This window comes from Providencia sp. UF-224, assembly GCF_058245955.1.
This window is the reverse complement of the sequence record NZ_JBSICC010000009.1, coordinates 110651-127608: the sequence shown is the minus strand read 5'-3', so window position 1 is coordinate 127608 and position 16958 is coordinate 110651. Positions and strand designations below refer to the sequence as shown.

The following is a 16958-nucleotide window of genomic DNA, read 5'->3' as shown; positions in this document are numbered from 1 at the left end:
TGTTCAACTTAACTCATATTTAGCATTTTCTTCTGAAATTCATTATTCTCACTTTTCATTAATGCAGTACAGAAAAAAAACACTTAAGTAAAATAACAAACTTTACACCCGTACACTTTTAATGACACTTACATTTCAAAATTATTAATTAGCTAATAAATAAAATAGAGAAATCTTCGACAAACCCTTTACAGCACTGACCACACCAATTTACGTTCACATTCATTTCATCGACTTTTATTAACAAATGCTACCCCCACTTAACAATTTCAAAATATATGATAAGATCATCATCTCAATTTGAAATTATTTACTATATAAAAAACAAGATTGTTATTGAGGTTATAGATGAAAATCTCGAGAAGAAAGCTATTATTAGGGGTTGGTGCTGCTGGTGTTCTGGCAGGGGGTGCAACAGTCGTTCCGATGATCCGTCGTGAAGGCCGTTTCGAATCTACACCATCGCGCGTACCAGCTGTTGCTGGCACTGAAGGCAAATTACCTGAGTCTGCAGATGCAGTCATCATCGGTGCTGGCCTTCAAGGGATCATGACAGCAATTAACCTTGCTGAAAAAGGTCTGAATGTTGTTATCTGTGAAAAAGGCGTTGTCGGCGGTGAGCAATCAGGCCGTGCATACAGCCAAATCATCAGCTATAAAACCTCACCAGCGATTTTCCCTTTACACCACTACGGAAAAATCCAATGGCTCGGTATGAACGAAAAAATCGGTGCTGATACTAGCTACCGCGTTCAAGGCCGTGTTGAAGTTCCTTCAAGCGAAGAAGATTTAGAAGTTTCAAGAGCTTGGATCAAAGCTGCGTCTGAAAACCCAGGTTTCGATACCCCATTACGTACCCGTATGATCGAAGGTACTGAACTGGCAAATCGTCTGGTTGACGCTCAAACTCCATGGAAAATCGGTGGATTTGAAGAAGATTCAGGTAGCCTTGACCCAGAAACCGTTACCCCTGCAATGGCGAACTATGCAAAATCAATCGGTATCCGTATCTATACCAATTGTGCAGTACGTGGCATTGAAACAGCAGGCGGTAAAATTTCTGATGTTGTGACTGAAAAAGGTGCTATCAAAACCTCTCGTGTCGTTCTGACTGGTGGTATTTGGTCTCGTCTGTTTATGGGCAACTTAGGTGTTGATGTTCCAACGCTGAACGTTTACCTGTCACAACAACGTATTTCAGGCGTTCCGGGTGCACCAAAAGGTAACGTCCACTTACCTAACGGTATTCACTTCCGTGAACAAGCTGATGGTACCTACGCGGTTGCACCACGTATCTTTACCAGTTCTGTCGTTAAAGACAGCTTCCTGTTAGGCCCAAGATTCCTGCACGTATTAGGTGGCGGCGAATTACCATTAGAATTCTCTCTGGGTAAAGACTTATTTAACTCCTTCATGATGTCGACATCTTGGAACTTAGATGAGAAAACACCATTTGAAGAGTTCCGTACGGCAACCAATACACCAAACAATGAGCACTTAGACGGCGTTCTGGAAAGACTGAGAAACGAATTCCCAGTATTTAAAGAGTCTAAAGTGGTTGAGCGTTGGGGCGGTACCGTTGCACCGACAGATGATGAAATTCCAATTATTTCAACAGTCGAGCAGTACCCAGGTTTAGTCATCAATACCGCAACAGGTTGGGGTATGACTGAAAGTCCTGCGTCTGGTCGCTTAACGGCTGAATTGTTAATGGGCGAAACACCATTTATCGACCCAACGCCGTACAAACTTTCTCGTTTTAACTAATAAACGAAAAAGTCGCGTTTTTTTTTACTGGGATCTCTCTGTCAATGGAATTAGACTAAACTAAAATTTAGTCTTAAGTGAAACCGATAGATCCCGTTTACTTTGATAATGTTAAGGAGTTTACATGCGCTATAAAACTTTATTGCTTTCTCTGCCTTTAATTTTAGGTGTAGCGAGTGCGAATGCAGCTGAAGATGTTAAACGCGTTCCAGTGAAAGGATTCCCTATCTCTGAATCAGTAGAAATCAGCGCGGGCAACCTTATTTTCCTAAGCGGAAAAGTACCTTCTAAAATCTCTGCAGATGCAAAAGAAGGCGTTTTAGAGTCTTACGGTAATACCGAAGCACAAACTATCAACGTGTTAAAACAAATCCAAGCTAACCTCGAAGGTATGGGTTTGACCATGAACGACGTTGTTAAAATGCAAGTATTCTTAGTTGGTGGTGAAGAAACTCAAGGTACTATGGACTTTGCTGGCTTTATGGCTGGTTACAACAAGTTCTATGAGTCTGAGAAAGTCACTAATCTGCCAGCTCGTTCAACTTTCCAAGTCGCTAAACTGGCTAACCCAGCTTGGAGAGTGGAAATTGAAGTGACAGCGGTTCGTCCTGCTGCAAAAAAATAAGTTATTCTAGCGAATAGCAAATCGATAATGGGGCATAGCAATATGCCTCGTTATATTTTCCCCCTCGCCCTTCCCTCGCAACACTTTTTCATTGTCTTTCACAGACTGTCATTATGATTTCCGCTATTTTATTGTTTTAATAAAACCGTGTTATGCTTCGATGACTAATAAGCATGTCAAAAAACATAAAAAGTCCCAGTAAAGGCGCAATATGATTAAAGAATCTCTCAAGATCCACGGAAAAAAACAGTTTGAAATCAAACAAAAGGTTTTATTTCCACGCAAATCTAAAGAGATCCGCTATCAAGTTGAAACGTTTTTCTTTTTACCCTCATCATTACAAGTCAACCCCGACTTATATGTTCCCTCTAGCCTTCAGCGTAGCCTCAAAAACTATATTCGTCTCAGCCCACCGACGGTAAAACTCTCAGCCTTACCTGAGGAAAATGGGGAGTTAAACGAATTAAAGCGTTGGTTGGAACAGTGTGACCCGTTAAATCCGCCTTCTCTAGACGAATATGAAAATAAGCTGAAGCGCTATGCACTCACCATTAAGAGAACGGTACGTATTAATGTCAAAATGGTGAGCCAAAACCCACAAAGGCAAAGCGCGGAATACCTAACAGATCTCATGACCGATATTGGGAAATGCCTCAATGCGTACCGTGCATTACTCCCCCTCGCGACGAAAGTAGAGGAAGCCATTCACTCCAATGCTTTTTCTTATTGCGATGAGTTTATGACTTACTACACCATTAATTACTTACGTGATTTATTGGCTGATAAGCAGATACCACTTCGCGAAGAAATACGCCATTTTTGGTACCAAGAAATGCGCTATTTAAAGAAAAACTATCCCGACTGTTTTCCAAGTGACGAAACGGATGTAGAACTAGTGACCTATCGGCGCAATTTATTGAAAAAATATATTAATCGCTATCTCTATTTAGAAATTCGTCATAAGCGCGGTTTACCACTGCTCCTGCACTCTATTTATGGTATTGCGGCTGCAATCTCGATGATTTTTGCCACCCTGATTGCATTCCTTTGGCAGGGAAAATATGGTGCGCTAAGTGCTAACCTCTTTTTAGCGATGGTCATTGGTTATATTTTCAAAGATAGGCTAAAAGAAATTGGCCGAGAACAACTGTATCGTCTATTTCAAAAATGGATCCCTGATCGCCAGCTACGTATTTACCGTGAAGGTGTAAAGGCTCCAGTGGGGATATGCAAAGAGTCGTTTCGGTTTATCAGTGAAGGTATGCTTTCCCCCGATATTCGTGAGATGCGCCAACAGTCCCACTGGGTGAATTTAGTGAATGTGCAGCGTATGGAAGATATTTTGTATTATCGCAAGGACGTACTGCTGCATAACCGCCAAACGGTATTTGAAAAGAACCAATCTTCGATAGCAGACATTACCCGTTTTAATATTTCTGATTTTTTAAAATACATTGATATTAGCTATGAAGAATTAACGGTGAATGATGAAGAACCCGCCATGATAGGTGAAAAGGTCTATCACATTTATTTATGCCGCCGCGTGACAATGGATAAAAAGACCTACAATGAGCTAGCGCGCTTAGTCGTTAATGCTGACGGAATTAAACGCTTGGAAGTGCTTCAGTCGTTAGATTTGCTGAATATAGAAGAAGATATTGACGTTCTATAGCTAACAATTTCACAAATATGAAACTCTCCCCGTCAACTAACGGGGAGAGTTTCTGAATTAGTGATATCAATAATACAACGCGATGAACTGATTATCCACCTGCTTAATCTCAACTGGCGTATCAAAAATATCCTCAATAATTTCGGATTTCATGATCTCTTCGGGTTTGCCATGATAAGACAATCGTCCGTTTCTGAGTGCCACAATGTAGTCTGAGTAAACAGAGGCAAAGTTGATATCGTGGATCACTAAAATAATGGTTTTCCCCAGCTCATCCGCAGCGCGGCGCAATAACTTCATCATGATCACGGCGTGCTTCATATCGAGGTTATTTAAGGGCTCATCCAGCAGCACATATTCGGTATCTTGGCACAAAACCATTGCGACATAAGCGCGTTGACGTTGCCCACCTGACAATTCATCTAAATAACGGTGGCGTAAATCAGATAAATTCAGGAAAGACAGTGATTCGTCAATTTTCTGTTTATCTTCAAGGTTTAAACGCCCTTTAGTATAGGGATAGCGTCCAAAACCAACTAGCTCTTCCACCGTTAAACGGCTCGCAAACTGATTTTCTTGGCGCAGAACCGATAAACATTTGGCTAACTTATCACTTGGCGTTGTCGAAACATCTAGTTCATTGACCTTAACATAGCCACCTTCATCAGGCGTTAATAAGCGCCCAATAATCGACAATAAGGTTGATTTTCCCGCACCATTAGGCCCGATAATCGAGGTGATACCGCTATTTTTGATCGTTGTTGTGACGTTATCTAAGACTTTAGTATCCTGATAACTTTTCGATATCTGACTAATTTCAATCATACTAAAACCTTCTTAACACCATGTAAATAAAGAATATTCCGCCAACAAACTCAATAACAACAGACAACGTTCCCGCCATATTTAAGCCATATTCAAGGACGAGTTGCCCGCCAATCAGCGCGATAACACCTAATAAGAAAGAAACAGGTAATAAATAGCGGTGTTGGCTGCTACCACTAATAAAGTAAGCAAGGTTTGCCACCATCAACCCTAAGAAGGTTAAAGGCCCAACCAAGGCGGTTGAAATAGCCACTAAGATGGAGATCAGCAGTAAAATAACGGTAACTTGCTGGCGGTAATTAATCCCTAGATTCACGGCATTGGCTTGCCCTAATGCCAAAACATCAAAGCAGTAACGCATCCGCCATAAGAGAACGCCAACCACAACGGTAATCAGCAAGGTAAAGAAAATAAGCTCGGGCGTACCTCGAGTGAACGTCGCAAACATGCGGCTTTGTAAAATGGAAAACTCATTTGGGTCCATTAAACGCTGGAGTAACGTTGCCACGCTGCGAAATAAGGTGCCTAAAATAATACCAACCATCAATACAAGGTTGATATTCATTTTTACAGAGACAAATAACCAGCGATAAAGTAGAACCGAAAACAGCACGAGCAACGTCGATTCCAACAGGAATTTACCAATATTTAACAGCCATGAAGCGGGGAAGCTATCGGTATAAAAAATAAAGATGGTTTGCAACAAGACAAACAGAGCTTCAAGCCCCATGATTGACGGCGTCAGTATTTTATTATTTGCGATAGTTTGGAACAGTACCGTCGATACCCCCGCGGCAAATGCCACAACAATCATGGTCAGCACAATATAGCCACGATGCGGCAGAATATACGCAAGGTTATTGCCTAGGTTGATTGTCATATAAAGCACAATGGATAGCAGCGATAAGGCCAGTAATACCCATATTCTTTGCAGTGGCGTTAACCCTTTTTTAGGTTTTGCTAACGCAATTGCGGAATTAACTTTTTGCATAACGTTGTTGCTTCAACAGTAAATATAAGAAAATAACCGCCCCAACTACCCCTAAAATCACACTTGCTGGGATTTCAAATGGATAGCGGATTAAACGCCCAATAATGTCGCACAGTAAGACTAAACCACCGCCCGCAATACATATCCATGGGATGGTTTTGCGAATGTTATCCCCCATCACTAAGCTCACAAGATTTGGAATAATTAAACCAAGGAAAGGTAACGCGCCCACTACGACAACCACCACTCCGCTAATCAGAGCAATAATGGATAAACCGATGGTCATGACTTTACGGTAATTGAGGCCTACGTTAATGGAAAATTCACGCCCCATACCTGCAACGGTAAAGCTATCGGCAATCCAGCAGGCAATTAACGTTAGAATGCCCACCAGCCACAATAATTCGTAGCGGCCTTGAATGATGCTTGAAAAGTCACCGCTCATCCATGCGCCAAGGGACTGGAGTAAATCAAAAGAATAGGCAGTGAAAATAGTGAGCGCACTGATAACCGCACCTAACATGATCCCCACTAATGGCACTATCAACGCGGATTTTAAAATGACACGGCGCAATAACATCATAAACAGCATCGTACCAACTAAGGCAAATCCGCTGGCAACCACCATTTTTGTCATGATACTGGCAGCTGGAAACAAGATCATCACGGCCAATAAACCTAAACTGGCAGACTGTGTGGTACCCGCAAGAGAAGGCTCAACAAAGCGGTTTTGGGTGAGTAATTGCATGATAAGCCCTGCAACGCTCATGGCACTGCCGGCTAGAATTAAGGAGACGGTTCGAGGAATTCGGCTAATAAAAAAGATGTCTTGCATCTCTGGGTCGGTAAAAAGCGAAACGGGTGACACGTCACCCGCTCCTACAAACAAGCTTAATACCGCTAAAACCAATAACGCGATAATTCCACAAAAAAGATAAAGCGTTTTCATTGGTTATTTTGCTTGGCTCTTCTCTAGTGCAGTATTGATATCATCCATTAATTTGGAATAGGTTTGGATACCGCCTGCGATGTATACCGCGGTTGGGTCAAGGTAAGTAATTTGGCCTTTCTCCCAAGCGGCTGTTTTTCTCACTAATGCGTTATCAAGAACTTCCGCAGCAGGTTGCGCATCTGCTTTGCCAATCGCGCTATCGCGGTCAATCACAAACAGCCACTCTGGGTTTAATTTTACCAGTAATTCAGCATTGACGATGTTGCCGTGGCGACCCGTGTTTTCTTCAAAGACATACGCAGGCTCGAAACCTAACACGTCAAAAATAAAGCCAAAACGTGAACCTGGGCCGTAGGCTGAAATCTTACCGCCACTGACTAAAATCACCATTGCTTTACCCGCAGTCGGCGCTTTAGTTTTGATGCCATCAATTTTGGTATTGAAATCGGCAATCAATTTTTTTGCTTCTTCTTCTTTACCAAACAGGGCGCCAAGCTCGTTAGTGCGCTCAGTTAAGCTGCCGATAAAGTTTTTGTTGTCGATATCTAAAGAAATTGTTGGTGCAACGCCGCTCAGTTTGTCGTACGCGTCACGGGCGCGGCTGCCACCTAAAATCAGGTCAGGTTTTGCATTACTTAATGTTTCATAAGCGGGTTCAAACAGGGTTCCGCCATTAACATATTCAGAGCCACTGTATTTGGTTAAAAATTCAGGAAAGCGGACGTTGGTTTGTGGAACACCTGCCACAGGCGCACCTAGTGCATCCATGATATCCAATGTTTCCATGTTCATCACAATCACTTTCTGTGGATGGCGAGGAATTTCAGTTTTGCCTTGCACATGTTCAATCGTAATGGTTTGTTTCTCTGCCGCTTGGGTTGTCTCTGGCGTTTCTTTTGTGTTATCACAACCCGCTAAAACTAAAGCAGATAACAAGGCAAGGCCTGAAACTAATGATTTTGCGAACATCTCATTTCCTCCATCCATCTATAAAAGTGCTGACGATAAAATATCAACGTCTCGAAGAGGAGGTATCTTACACGTTATTAAGCGCTAATGATATTAGTTTGCATTTGCATTTGCCAAAAAGGTGTTTGAACGCACAAAATCACCAATTCAATGAACGGAGGGCCAATAAAGATAAGGATATTTATGGAATTATTCGAAAGGAAACTATTGAAATAATGGATATTCACTGCCCTGCTGTCGGGCAAAAATAAATAGGCTGAGTCTTCAACTACACTTGCTTTCTGACGGGTTAATTACAACGAACGACAGAAACTATAATCCCAGCCTATTTATCATTAATAGCAATTTAAACCTCATTAATGAATATCATCTAGCTGCCCATTTTCGGTGAGCTGCGAGCTGATATCTTCTAGGAACCAATCAATCGGTGTTCCCATCAAAAATGAAAGCTTAAATAGATGGAATAGGTCAATTTTGATCTTCCCTCTTTCATAACGAGAGATTTGTTGTTGGCTGACACCTAATAGTTGAGCCAATTGAAAGCCAGTATAACCCAGCTCTCTGCGTTTCTCTAAGATCCTTTGACCGACCATATAATGGATTTTTTCACTACCGTTTTCTGAATACATATTTTCACCATTTATTAAGGTACAGTTAGAATAAGGGCGGCACCACCTCTAAAAGCTCCGGGTTGAACGCGCCCATTAGTGCCTAGTTTTGCTTTAAGTTGTATAGTATTTGTCGCCCCCCCGGGTACATATAAACTATAACCATTTTCACCAGGTGTATTGTAATCCCCTAAAGTCAAATTAGCATATAAGCTACCATCACTACGTAGGTTTTCTCGGCTATTTGTCCCTGAAACCCCTGTAGCAATCACCAATACACTCATCGGTAGGTTACAGTAGACACTAACGGTCACCTCTCTAGTTTGCCCTGCTAACTCTGCTTCGCTAATTGAACCAAAGCTGAGGTCTGGAATATTATCATTGATTTTACAAGCCCCTACTGGTGGTGGCGCAATACCACATAAAGAACCCGGTATCATATAACCGCCAGCATTTACTGAGGTCCCTTGAGTTGGCTGGAAAAATAATCCAACACACTCTTGGTTTGAGTTCAATGCATCACCGTCGTGACGTGTTTGGTTTCTAAAAGGTAAAGCATGCACCCTTAAAAAGGCATTTCTGACATCATTCATTGTTGCCAGTCCTGTCACATTCACTGCTTGAAATGTTGATACTCCTGGAGTTCCGGAAGCAGTATGCTTATGATTAATCGTGACATAGCAAGTAGGATAATTACACCTATAAGGAGTATTCGGTGGATATTCATCCCAACGCGCAATTTCAAAGGTGTACGTTGCGTGAGCTGATGTCCCATCCGATTCTGTTATATAAGAAAAAATTGCCGCTGATGCAGATGATGAAAATATGACTGCACCGAATAACACTGATAAAAACACTTTCATAGTAATTCACAGCCTTATTATTCATAATCGAGTTTAAATGTTGCCACCGCACTGTAAGGCCCAACCTTAATTGACTTATTTGCAATCGCGTCTGGCTCACCTTTTAAATAAGCGTAAAAACGTAATTGGTTTGATCCGTCTTGTAAGGTAATTTTGGCGCCCTTATCTTCCATTTTTAGTGGCGATTTGTCTGCACTTTGTAAACCAACGGCAAACCCTGAAGCTACACTACCTGTTGATAATGCGAGAAAACCTGGTAGTGCAATGCTTTGAGTTCCCGAAAAGGTCACTTCTACCCATTTGCCAATACTGGTGTCGCAATCAGCCAATTTAATCACGAATTCTTTACTCTGGGTTTCTCCGTATGCGTAGAAGTTTTTTTCTGGTGTATCAAAAAAATCCATCACAATACTTTCATCCCCAGGTAAAATCGTACAAGGTTCTTCCACTAAGTTACCTGTAATTCTTAAATTATCTGGTATTGCTAACGCAGCACTGGCATTAACAAGCAAAGCACCAGCGAATGTGACCGTAATTAGCTTATTCATTATTGGTACTCCGCGAGTAATGTCCCTATTGCGCTAAAACTACCCTCAGGCAATGTCACACCCAGTTTTTTCACAGGAACAACCTCCAAAATAGGTGGTTGCCCATAAGTAATTTTAATTGGCTTATTCAGTTCAAAACCTTGGCCATTTTGCATAATACGCATACCAAGATTGGGAATATTGGTTCTCAATGCTGAATCATCAAATGATGATTTATCTCCTTTAATCGTCAGCATTAAATCCCACCCCTTTAGATTGTCATCACACTTAAGCTCATAATTAATGGGTTTTGTAAAATTAATGCCATCAACCTTATGTAACCCAATGTCTTTATATTCAATCAAGTGGACTTTATCTTCAAATACCGTGCATGGTGGTGGAATAAGCAACGTTCCTGTGAATTCAACATTATCAGCAGCAAACGCTATACTGACTGGAAATGTACATAAGCTAAATATCAGAGGAAAACTTTTCATTTTTTTATGCATTGTCCATTTCCTCACTGATAATCAAGTTTAATCGTAACACCAGCTTGAAAAGGGCCACCGATGTTCAATACTGTCGACATATCACGAACAGGCATAGCGTGAAATTGCGGTGCATTCGGGTACACAAACTTCACTTCTTGGTTTAATCGTAAGCGATTTCCGTTATACGAAAATCCAACACCTAAGCCAGGAATATTCGTTTTCACCGCGCGGGTTGGATCAAAATTCGCAGGATCCCCCACTAATGTCATTTTCATTTGTTCCGTCGGTCTTTTATCGCACACAATGTTGTAATTAATCGGTTTACTGTATGTTACGCCATCGATGCGGGTACTCATGACTTCCTCAAAATCTACCTTAATCACGTTGTCGCCATTAATTTTACAAGGCGGTGGTCCAAGCACATACCCTGTTATTGGCACAATCACCATACCTGGAGTTGCACGTGTATTCGCTAGAGGCTTTGTGCGTGATTGAGGTAAATCTGCATACGACACCGATGTCAAAAGCATTCCAGCGAGGCATGATGTCAACAAATACCGCGGCTTATTAAAATCAATCATAATCCACCTTAAAGTCCATTACCGCGCTGAAGCTTCCTTCCGTGAGCTTTTCCGGTGTTCTCACTGGTGTGACAAAATATTGAAGAGAGCCTTGAGGCGCATCGAGAAACTGAGGCCGTCCTTGGCTACCTAGTCGAATGTCTTCTCCTTGTGCATCAGTCACTTCCAAAGCTAGACCTGATACGCCTTTAACACTTAACATTCCTGGGTAGTATTTATTGGATACCGCAACAAAAGAGACAGAGACAACTGGCTGGATAGCATCCCATGTTGGAGTATCAGTTCTGACATCCGTCAATCGACTTTGAGTCCTAATACAATTACGGAACTCTAATTCGAAAGAAACTGGCTCAGCTCTATCACCCGGTTTACGCAGCGAAGAAGAAGGGATCTCCCCCAGAGACACTTCTTGGCGCATTGACTTCGTCACATCCATCGTACAAGGTGCTTCTGTCATCATGCCATTGACTGTCAATGTTCCATGTAAACCATCTATATCAAAAGAGTCAGCTCCAGCTGTAAATACAGGTGCTAAACTAAATACGATAGCGTTAAACAGGAGAGTCCTTTTCATGTGCTAAGCTCCGTTATTAATTTGTCGCTGATTCAACTTTGCATGAGGTACCAGCACAGCTAAACGTCAATTTTGGTCGGCCGCCGTAGTCGTTGATATACGTTAGAACAGGTTTTGCTCCCATCGCACTGGCACTGCCTTTAAGCATCCCACTGGCTTTCGGTGATACCATGAGCGGCTCAAATTGACCGACTGTATCGCCACCAACTCTTGAGCTTGCATCCACAATAGTGACAAAATAAGCAGTTGGATTAGTCACCTCATAGGCATCACCCTTACGTGTTAAAGTGATCTTTTCTTGCCATGGATTTTCTAAATCAGTACGAGTTGCATATAACGCTTTTGGTCGATAAAACAGTTTAATACGTGTTTGTAGAGCAATTTGTAGAACATTTGGCTCTGTACTGCGAGGTGGAATCTCACGCAGGTTAAAATAGTAAACACTCTCTCTATCCTGTGGTAATCGAGCAACGTCAGGAAGAGATTGAATTTTAACTTGGCTACTTTCGCCTGCCTCTACACGTTGTACTGGTGGTAAAACCGTTAATGGTGACTCAATTTTGTTACCATCAACATCTTCAAGCCAACCTTGTGCAAGATAAGGCAAATCCTTGTTTTCATTTTTAATATTTAAACTGATGGTTTTATCACCACCATTAAAAACAACACGTGTTCTGTCCAATGCAATAGCGGCTAAAGCTTGGCCACACAAGACAGCTGACAACGTAAGTGTTGTTGTAATAAAAGCAATCTTTTTAATATTCATAATTACCAACTCTTTAAAAATCAAATAACTCGGTTACTCAAATAAATCAATATTTTGAACAAGCTCTGGTGGCTTTAATAACCAACGTTGACTAGGCTCTACTCCCTGTTGAATCGGGGCTGGAGCTACCCGTTTAGCAGGTTGTCCGACCGGTACGCTTTTCGCTGGAACAAAACCAGTTGCTGCACTCGGATTATTTGTACATGGCAGTAATAGTGAGTTGAAATCAGCAGTTTCAATATTTTCAGGCACTTGTACCTGACACTGAACACTACCATCCCAATACACATCTAAAACTTCATTCGCTTTCACACCTGAGAGATAAATAGAGCCATTATCGGTAACGATTCCCATCTCTCTATTTTTCTCATTTTTTACTGTTGCACCAAACGGAGGATGGCTTCCATCTGCTAACGCCAATCTCACCATGGTTTTTAAACCAGCTAACACTTCAAACTCACGATAAGCAACCGCACCTTCTGTGAGAGTGGCTTGTTGAATCGTTCTTATCGCCTCAACATTATCAGGCAGTTTATTAACATCAATTTTGGTACTTGTACGGTAATAATCACTCACATCTGCAACAACTGCTTTCCCAAAGCGGTTCGTTCTGGTTGTTGGACCAAAACCTTGTACAGGTACATCAACAGCATCTTCCGTACTTACCATGATACGGCTTCCACCTGGGGAGTTGATGCGATGCAATGCTGCTCCGTAACCTGTTACTGTCGCACCACCTTGCAAAGAGAATGCTGCGGATGATGTGTCTCCATTGATATAACTGGTACTCGCTGTCAGACTTGCCATATCTGCATCACGGTTATAGTATGCATCAACAGTTCCACGACCACGGGTACTCACCCCTGAGCCCACTCGGTAGCTACTTTTATCATCAATACGGTCGTAGTAACTGACGGTATGTGAGTTACCATCTCTCGAAACATAGTTACTGTAGTTGACAGTCGCTGCATCCGCCCAAGGCATAGACAGGTTCATATACATACCGTCATCATTTTTACTATTATCAAACTTGTTGCGGAACGCGGATAAACTTAAGTTGATGTTTTTAAAACGGCCAATATCAAAATATTTCGCAATAGAAAGGTTGTAGCGTTTCGCCGCTGGTCGACTCCAATAAGTTTCATGGCTATAGTTGAGGTATGCCGTTAAATCTGCCGTCGTAAAGTATTTATTAAACGTAATGGTATACAGCTCTTTACTATTATCGAACGTAACACCTCTATAACGGCGGTCTAAGTATTGGTTCATACTCATAAAGTCGCGTTCAGAGAATCGATACCCAGCGAACGTTACCTGGCTGTCATACTCTTCGAAACGTTTTGAATAGCTCAGTCGATATGAAGCCCCAGAATAAATTTTGTCTTCCGTTTTCAGTTTTGCTCGTGATTCAGTGACATCAAAAGAAATTGCACCAAAAGCCAGCAAATCTCGACCAATACCTAGTGATAAGGCGTTATAGTCGCCTGCACCAAGTGCACCACCAAATAATGACCAACCATTGGAAACTCCCCAACTGAATTCACCCGTGACAAACCCTTGCCCTTCAGTTTTGTGATCCATATTGTTGGGACGACCACCCGCGATTTTAAATAACACTGAGCCAGGTCGAGTCAAATACGGTATTGAGGCCGTATTCATTTGGAATTCTTGTACAGAACCATCTTGTTCTTCTACACGAACATCAAGTTTGCCGCTAACCGCATCACTTAAATCTTGAATACGAAAAGGCCCTGGAGCAACTTGAGTTTCATACAGCACTCGTCCTTGCTGTGATACAGTCACTTTCGCATTTGTTTTTGCCACCCCAGTGACTTCAGGAGCGTATCCACGTAGATTTGGTGGCAGCATCCTTTCATCAGAAATTAAGCTAGCCCCCATATAACGGAAAGAATCAAACAATCCGGAACGCAAAAATTGCTCACCCATTGTTAGCTTTGCGTTAAGTTCTTTTACCGCTCTATAAGCGTAATATTGGCTCCAATCCCAATTTTTATCCGTAGATTGCCCATTAATGCGATTATAACTTGCTTGCCAATCGGCACGGACACGCCATGCACCTAGGTTAAAACCTGTTGTCCCATTACCTGTCAACGAGTGTGAGTTAGCAGAATCGGTCGGTCTTTTAACGTTAGCATTCAAGTTATAGTCAAAAATTAGGGCTGGTACCCCTTCATCCCATCGAGATGGAGGATCCCAGTTGTCAGAAGTAAATTCGACATACGCTTGTGGGACAGTAATAGAAATTGTTTCTTTTGGTAAAGAGCCATTTACTGTCATTCCAGGGATGCTTTCTATATTTAAGCATTGTCCGTTATGAGTAAATTCAACATTCTTTTTCCATTCACTACGTAATGAAATATGATCAACAATTTCTGGTGTTAAGCATGGTTCAGTCATACTTTCATCACCAGCAATTGGCATATACTCAACGTCGTAAATATCCGCAAGATCACGGTTATTTAAATTGATCTTAAATGGGTATTTCCCCGGCATCACATATCCAGCGCGAGAGAATTCACTTAAGGAAATATTGCTTTTATCCTGAAGGTCTAAAATATCAGTGTTAAACTCAATACTATCATTATTCGCATTAGCGAAATTAATATGAGCAATCGCAAAAAACACCATAGTAGCAACAGGTGTCAAAAAATAGCTTACTGAGTTATTAGATACTTTATTTTTACTTTTTAATGACAGAGCCATAATAGTCCCTTAGTAATAACTCAGTAATAATCCATCTTGAAACGGATAGTGGTCTGATAATTCCCTGGTTTTAAACGTTTATTATTAGATACAACACGAACGTTATAATTTAGCGTGTTCGAGCCAACTTTAATCGGTAAGTCAGGCATCGCTTTACCAGGTATTGCAACATTTCCATTAGAATCAGTGATTTTTACTGATAATCCATTTGCATGTCCGAAAACATCAAAATTGCGGCCATCAGTTGGACCATCAAATGTAATATTGAAAAATTGCCAATTAGGTTTTCCAGGAGTTGCCGGTGTTAAGACACAATTGATAAGACGGATAGAAAAGTCACGAGTCGGGCTTTCTCTATCTTGTATTATCTGACTAATAGGCACAGTAGTTATACTAACTGATTGATCTCGACTATCTGCATCGATTGCACAAGGGGTTTCAATAATTGACCCACCCATGCTTACTCTTCCATCTATAGGTCCCGACGCTCGAGAAATTTGATTTTGCGCACTAACAGTTGGGGCAAATATTATCCCTGAAAGCACCATGACAATTATGCCAAAGTGATTCATAGTGACTCCATTTCAGCTTAATGGTTAGTTTTGACTTAATAATTAGTTTCAACTCATTAAAATTAGTGCCCATACATCCTTGTACGGGCGATACCAATTACTGGTAGCTTAGAGCAAATGTTGCAATTGCATCGAAGTCACCTGGTACAGCTGCATTAGCTGCATCACCTTGCAGGTAAGCAGAGAAACGCAGTGTGTTATTACCAGCAACTAACATTTGGTCAGCTGATTTGTCACCCAGTTTGATTTGGTTGCCACCACGGTCAGTAATCACGATAGCTGCGTTTTTAGCAGTACCATTGATTGCTAATGAACCCGCTTTGATTGCGCTTGGAGCACCAGTGAAAGTTGTGTTTACAGATTTCAGAGTTGTGATATCACAACCTTCCAGTTCGATATCAAAGTTACGTGGAACACTTGATTTACCTGCGTTTAACAGGACAGTTGAGATAGCGCCGATTTGTACTGCTTTTGCGCCACTTAAGTCAGTGTCTTTGATAGAACATGGTGCATCAATGATGCTACCTTGGAATGTTACAGTACCTGTTCCTTGGTTTGCAGAAGCAGAGCCAGCAGCAACAGCCAGACCAAAACCTAATACTAAAGCAAGTTTATTTAATTTCATTTTATACATTTCCATTAGATAAAAAGACAACACAAATTAAAATAACGAGTTATTATTAATCTGATTATTTTAATTTTTTCTTAAACTATGTTTGGTTAGTAAACATTAAGGATTGATACTATAACCTTTCCTATTTATCAAACTCCGTCAATAAACCAGATAATTAAATAGTGTATCAATGCGGAGCCATTATTATATCTCAATTTAATTATGTCAAATCACAGCAATAATTAAACTCTCATTACGTAAGTTAGTGAATTATATATAATAACCCCAAAAACCTTATCGACAAATACTCTATTACAGGATAAACAGACAAATAAACCTCAATACAAATGCTATATTTTCAATAAAAAACCACAAAATAACATCATTCAATAATAATAAAGTTTTTTATACTCATAAAACGGGTTTCTATTAGTGAAAAAAAATGAATTTAAAGATTTTATATTTCAAGATTAAGTACAATTAATTAAAAAAATATTAACCCATTTATTTATTTAATAAGAAATATCTCAATTTATATATTTAAACAATGTCATAATATTTCTTATTTTACTTTTTGTTACATATCAACGGAATAAAAAAATAAAATAAACATATAAATTACAGTGAGTTAAAATAAAAACAACTCTAAAAAAAGGAATGATGGCTTAGATACAATAACGGCTACCAATAACTAATCACAAACAGAAATATATTGTAAAAACAAAACAAAAACACAATAAACCATCAAAGAAAACACATGATAATAATCAATAAGAGTATAACAAAATAGCAAAAGTTATTTCAAAACTTTTCATTTAATGTTTTTTTGTAATTTTCT

At 40.6% G+C, this 16958-nt stretch carries 17 protein-coding genes; 3 read left to right on the top strand and 14 right to left on the bottom strand.

From position 1 onward, the window contains the following. The first annotated feature begins 348 nt into the window (after window positions 1-348). From AC4IFO_RS11005 to AC4IFO_RS10995, 3 genes are all read left to right on the top strand, one after another. Window positions 349-1767 carry an NAD(P)/FAD-dependent oxidoreductase gene (locus AC4IFO_RS11005; protein ID WP_490734289.1) on the top strand — a complete coding sequence of 473 codons (1419 nt, stop codon included), beginning with the start codon at window positions 349-351 and terminating at the stop codon, window positions 1765-1767. A 124-nt stretch (window positions 1768-1891) separates the two neighbouring features. Further along, window positions 1892-2392, top strand: coding sequence for a RidA family protein (locus AC4IFO_RS11000; protein ID WP_206083380.1), 501 nt, complete (start codon window positions 1892-1894; stop codon window positions 2390-2392). A 211-nt stretch (window positions 2393-2603) separates the two neighbouring features. Further along, a complete protein-coding gene (locus AC4IFO_RS10995; protein WP_490734286.1) occupies window positions 2604-4064 on the top strand; it encodes a hypothetical protein in 1461 nt (486 codons plus the stop codon). Between the two features lie 66 nt (window positions 4065-4130). On the opposite strand, the gene AC4IFO_RS10990 is transcribed toward AC4IFO_RS10995, so the two are convergent. The 14 genes from AC4IFO_RS10990 to AC4IFO_RS10925 form a co-directional block, all read right to left on the bottom strand. Next, the gene (locus AC4IFO_RS10990) at window positions 4131-4889 is read right to left on the bottom strand and encodes an iron ABC transporter ATP-binding protein (protein ID WP_490734284.1); all 759 of its coding nucleotides are present in this window, start codon (window positions 4887-4889) and stop codon (window positions 4131-4133) included. Between the two features lies 1 nt (window position 4890). After that, a complete protein-coding gene (locus AC4IFO_RS10985) occupies window positions 4891-5880 on the bottom strand; it encodes an iron chelate uptake ABC transporter family permease subunit (RefSeq protein ID WP_219244741.1) in 990 nt (329 codons plus the stop codon). Then, window positions 5867-6829, bottom strand: coding sequence for an ABC transporter permease (locus AC4IFO_RS10980; RefSeq protein WP_219244742.1), 963 nt, complete (start codon window positions 6827-6829; stop codon window positions 5867-5869). The genes AC4IFO_RS10985 and AC4IFO_RS10980 overlap by 14 nt, the downstream gene beginning before the upstream one ends. A gap of 3 nt (window positions 6830-6832) precedes the next feature. Further along, window positions 6833-7801 (bottom strand): siderophore ABC transporter substrate-binding protein, encoded by a 969-nt coding sequence (locus AC4IFO_RS10975; protein WP_490734281.1) that lies wholly within the window; start codon window positions 7799-7801, stop codon window positions 6833-6835. Window positions 7802-8157: 356 nt separating this feature from the next. Further along, a complete protein-coding gene (locus AC4IFO_RS10970; protein WP_219244744.1) occupies window positions 8158-8430 on the bottom strand; it encodes a helix-turn-helix domain-containing protein in 273 nt (90 codons plus the stop codon). Window positions 8431-8444: 14 nt separating this feature from the next. Beyond that, the gene (locus AC4IFO_RS10965) at window positions 8445-9272 is read right to left on the bottom strand and encodes an MrpH family fimbial adhesin (RefSeq protein ID WP_490734278.1); all 828 of its coding nucleotides are present in this window, start codon (window positions 9270-9272) and stop codon (window positions 8445-8447) included. A gap of 17 nt (window positions 9273-9289) precedes the next feature. Continuing rightward, window positions 9290-9820 carry a fimbrial protein gene (locus tag AC4IFO_RS10960; protein WP_490734276.1) on the bottom strand — a complete coding sequence of 177 codons (531 nt, stop codon included), beginning with the start codon at window positions 9818-9820 and terminating at the stop codon, window positions 9290-9292. After that, complete coding sequence (locus tag AC4IFO_RS10955; protein ID WP_490734274.1) at window positions 9820-10308, bottom strand: fimbrial protein; 489 nt, start codon at window positions 10306-10308, stop codon at window positions 9820-9822. Before AC4IFO_RS10955 ends, AC4IFO_RS10960 begins: the two co-directional genes overlap by 1 nt. An 11-nt stretch (window positions 10309-10319) precedes the next feature. After that, complete coding sequence (locus AC4IFO_RS10950) at window positions 10320-10871, bottom strand: fimbrial protein (RefSeq protein WP_490734272.1); 552 nt, start codon at window positions 10869-10871, stop codon at window positions 10320-10322. Then, window positions 10864-11445 carry a fimbrial protein gene (locus AC4IFO_RS10945; RefSeq protein ID WP_490734270.1) on the bottom strand — a complete coding sequence of 194 codons (582 nt, stop codon included), beginning with the start codon at window positions 11443-11445 and terminating at the stop codon, window positions 10864-10866. The genes AC4IFO_RS10950 and AC4IFO_RS10945 overlap by 8 nt, the downstream gene beginning before the upstream one ends. Before the next feature lie 16 nt (window positions 11446-11461). Next, entirely contained in the window at window positions 11462-12211 is a 750-nt protein-coding gene (locus tag AC4IFO_RS10940; RefSeq protein ID WP_490734268.1) for a fimbria/pilus periplasmic chaperone, read from the bottom strand. 33 nt (window positions 12212-12244) lie between these two features. Then, complete coding sequence (locus AC4IFO_RS10935; protein WP_490734266.1) at window positions 12245-14935, bottom strand: outer membrane usher protein; 2691 nt, start codon at window positions 14933-14935, stop codon at window positions 12245-12247. A 20-nt stretch (window positions 14936-14955) separates the two neighbouring features. Then, on the bottom strand, window positions 14956-15507 hold the full coding sequence (locus AC4IFO_RS10930; RefSeq protein WP_490734264.1) for a fimbrial protein: 552 nt from the start codon (window positions 15505-15507) through the stop codon (window positions 14956-14958). Window positions 15508-15604: 97 nt separating this feature from the next. Next, the gene (locus AC4IFO_RS10925) at window positions 15605-16132 is read right to left on the bottom strand and encodes a fimbrial protein (RefSeq protein ID WP_490734262.1); all 528 of its coding nucleotides are present in this window, start codon (window positions 16130-16132) and stop codon (window positions 15605-15607) included. Window positions 16133-16958: the final 826 nt, after the last annotated feature.

Bases quoted from the DNA above. Each gene is read 5' to 3' on its own strand.
- AC4IFO_RS11005 (WP_490734289.1), top strand. From the start codon at position 349: ATGAAAATCTCGAGAAGAAAGCTATTATTAGGGGTTGGTGCTGCTGGT.
- AC4IFO_RS11000 (WP_206083380.1), top strand. From the start codon at position 1,892: ATGCGCTATAAAACTTTATTGCTTTCTCTGCCTTTAATTTTAGGTGTA.
- AC4IFO_RS10995 (WP_490734286.1), top strand. From the start codon at position 2,604: ATGATTAAAGAATCTCTCAAGATCCACGGAAAAAAACAGTTTGAAATC.
- AC4IFO_RS10990 (WP_490734284.1), bottom strand. From the start codon at position 4,889: ATGATTGAAATTAGTCAGATATCGAAAAGTTATCAGGATACTAAAGTC.
- AC4IFO_RS10985 (WP_219244741.1), bottom strand. From the start codon at position 5,880: ATGCAAAAAGTTAATTCCGCAATTGCGTTAGCAAAACCTAAAAAAGGG.
- AC4IFO_RS10980 (WP_219244742.1), bottom strand. From the start codon at position 6,829: ATGAAAACGCTTTATCTTTTTTGTGGAATTATCGCGTTATTGGTTTTA.
- AC4IFO_RS10975 (WP_490734281.1), bottom strand. From the start codon at position 7,801: ATGTTCGCAAAATCATTAGTTTCAGGCCTTGCCTTGTTATCTGCTTTA.
- AC4IFO_RS10970 (WP_219244744.1), bottom strand. From the start codon at position 8,430: ATGTATTCAGAAAACGGTAGTGAAAAAATCCATTATATGGTCGGTCAA.
- AC4IFO_RS10965 (WP_490734278.1), bottom strand. From the start codon at position 9,272: ATGAAAGTGTTTTTATCAGTGTTATTCGGTGCAGTCATATTTTCATCA.
- AC4IFO_RS10960 (WP_490734276.1), bottom strand. From the start codon at position 9,820: ATGAATAAGCTAATTACGGTCACATTCGCTGGTGCTTTGCTTGTTAAT.
- AC4IFO_RS10955 (WP_490734274.1), bottom strand. From the start codon at position 10,308: ATGCATAAAAAAATGAAAAGTTTTCCTCTGATATTTAGCTTATGTACA.
- AC4IFO_RS10950 (WP_490734272.1), bottom strand. From the start codon at position 10,871: ATGATTGATTTTAATAAGCCGCGGTATTTGTTGACATCATGCCTCGCT.
- AC4IFO_RS10945 (WP_490734270.1), bottom strand. From the start codon at position 11,445: ATGAAAAGGACTCTCCTGTTTAACGCTATCGTATTTAGTTTAGCACCT.
- AC4IFO_RS10940 (WP_490734268.1), bottom strand. From the start codon at position 12,211: ATGAATATTAAAAAGATTGCTTTTATTACAACAACACTTACGTTGTCA.
- AC4IFO_RS10935 (WP_490734266.1), bottom strand. From the start codon at position 14,935: ATGGCTCTGTCATTAAAAAGTAAAAATAAAGTATCTAATAACTCAGTA.
- AC4IFO_RS10930 (WP_490734264.1), bottom strand. From the start codon at position 15,507: ATGAATCACTTTGGCATAATTGTCATGGTGCTTTCAGGGATAATATTT.
- AC4IFO_RS10925 (WP_490734262.1), bottom strand. From the start codon at position 16,132: ATGAAATTAAATAAACTTGCTTTAGTATTAGGTTTTGGTCTGGCTGTT.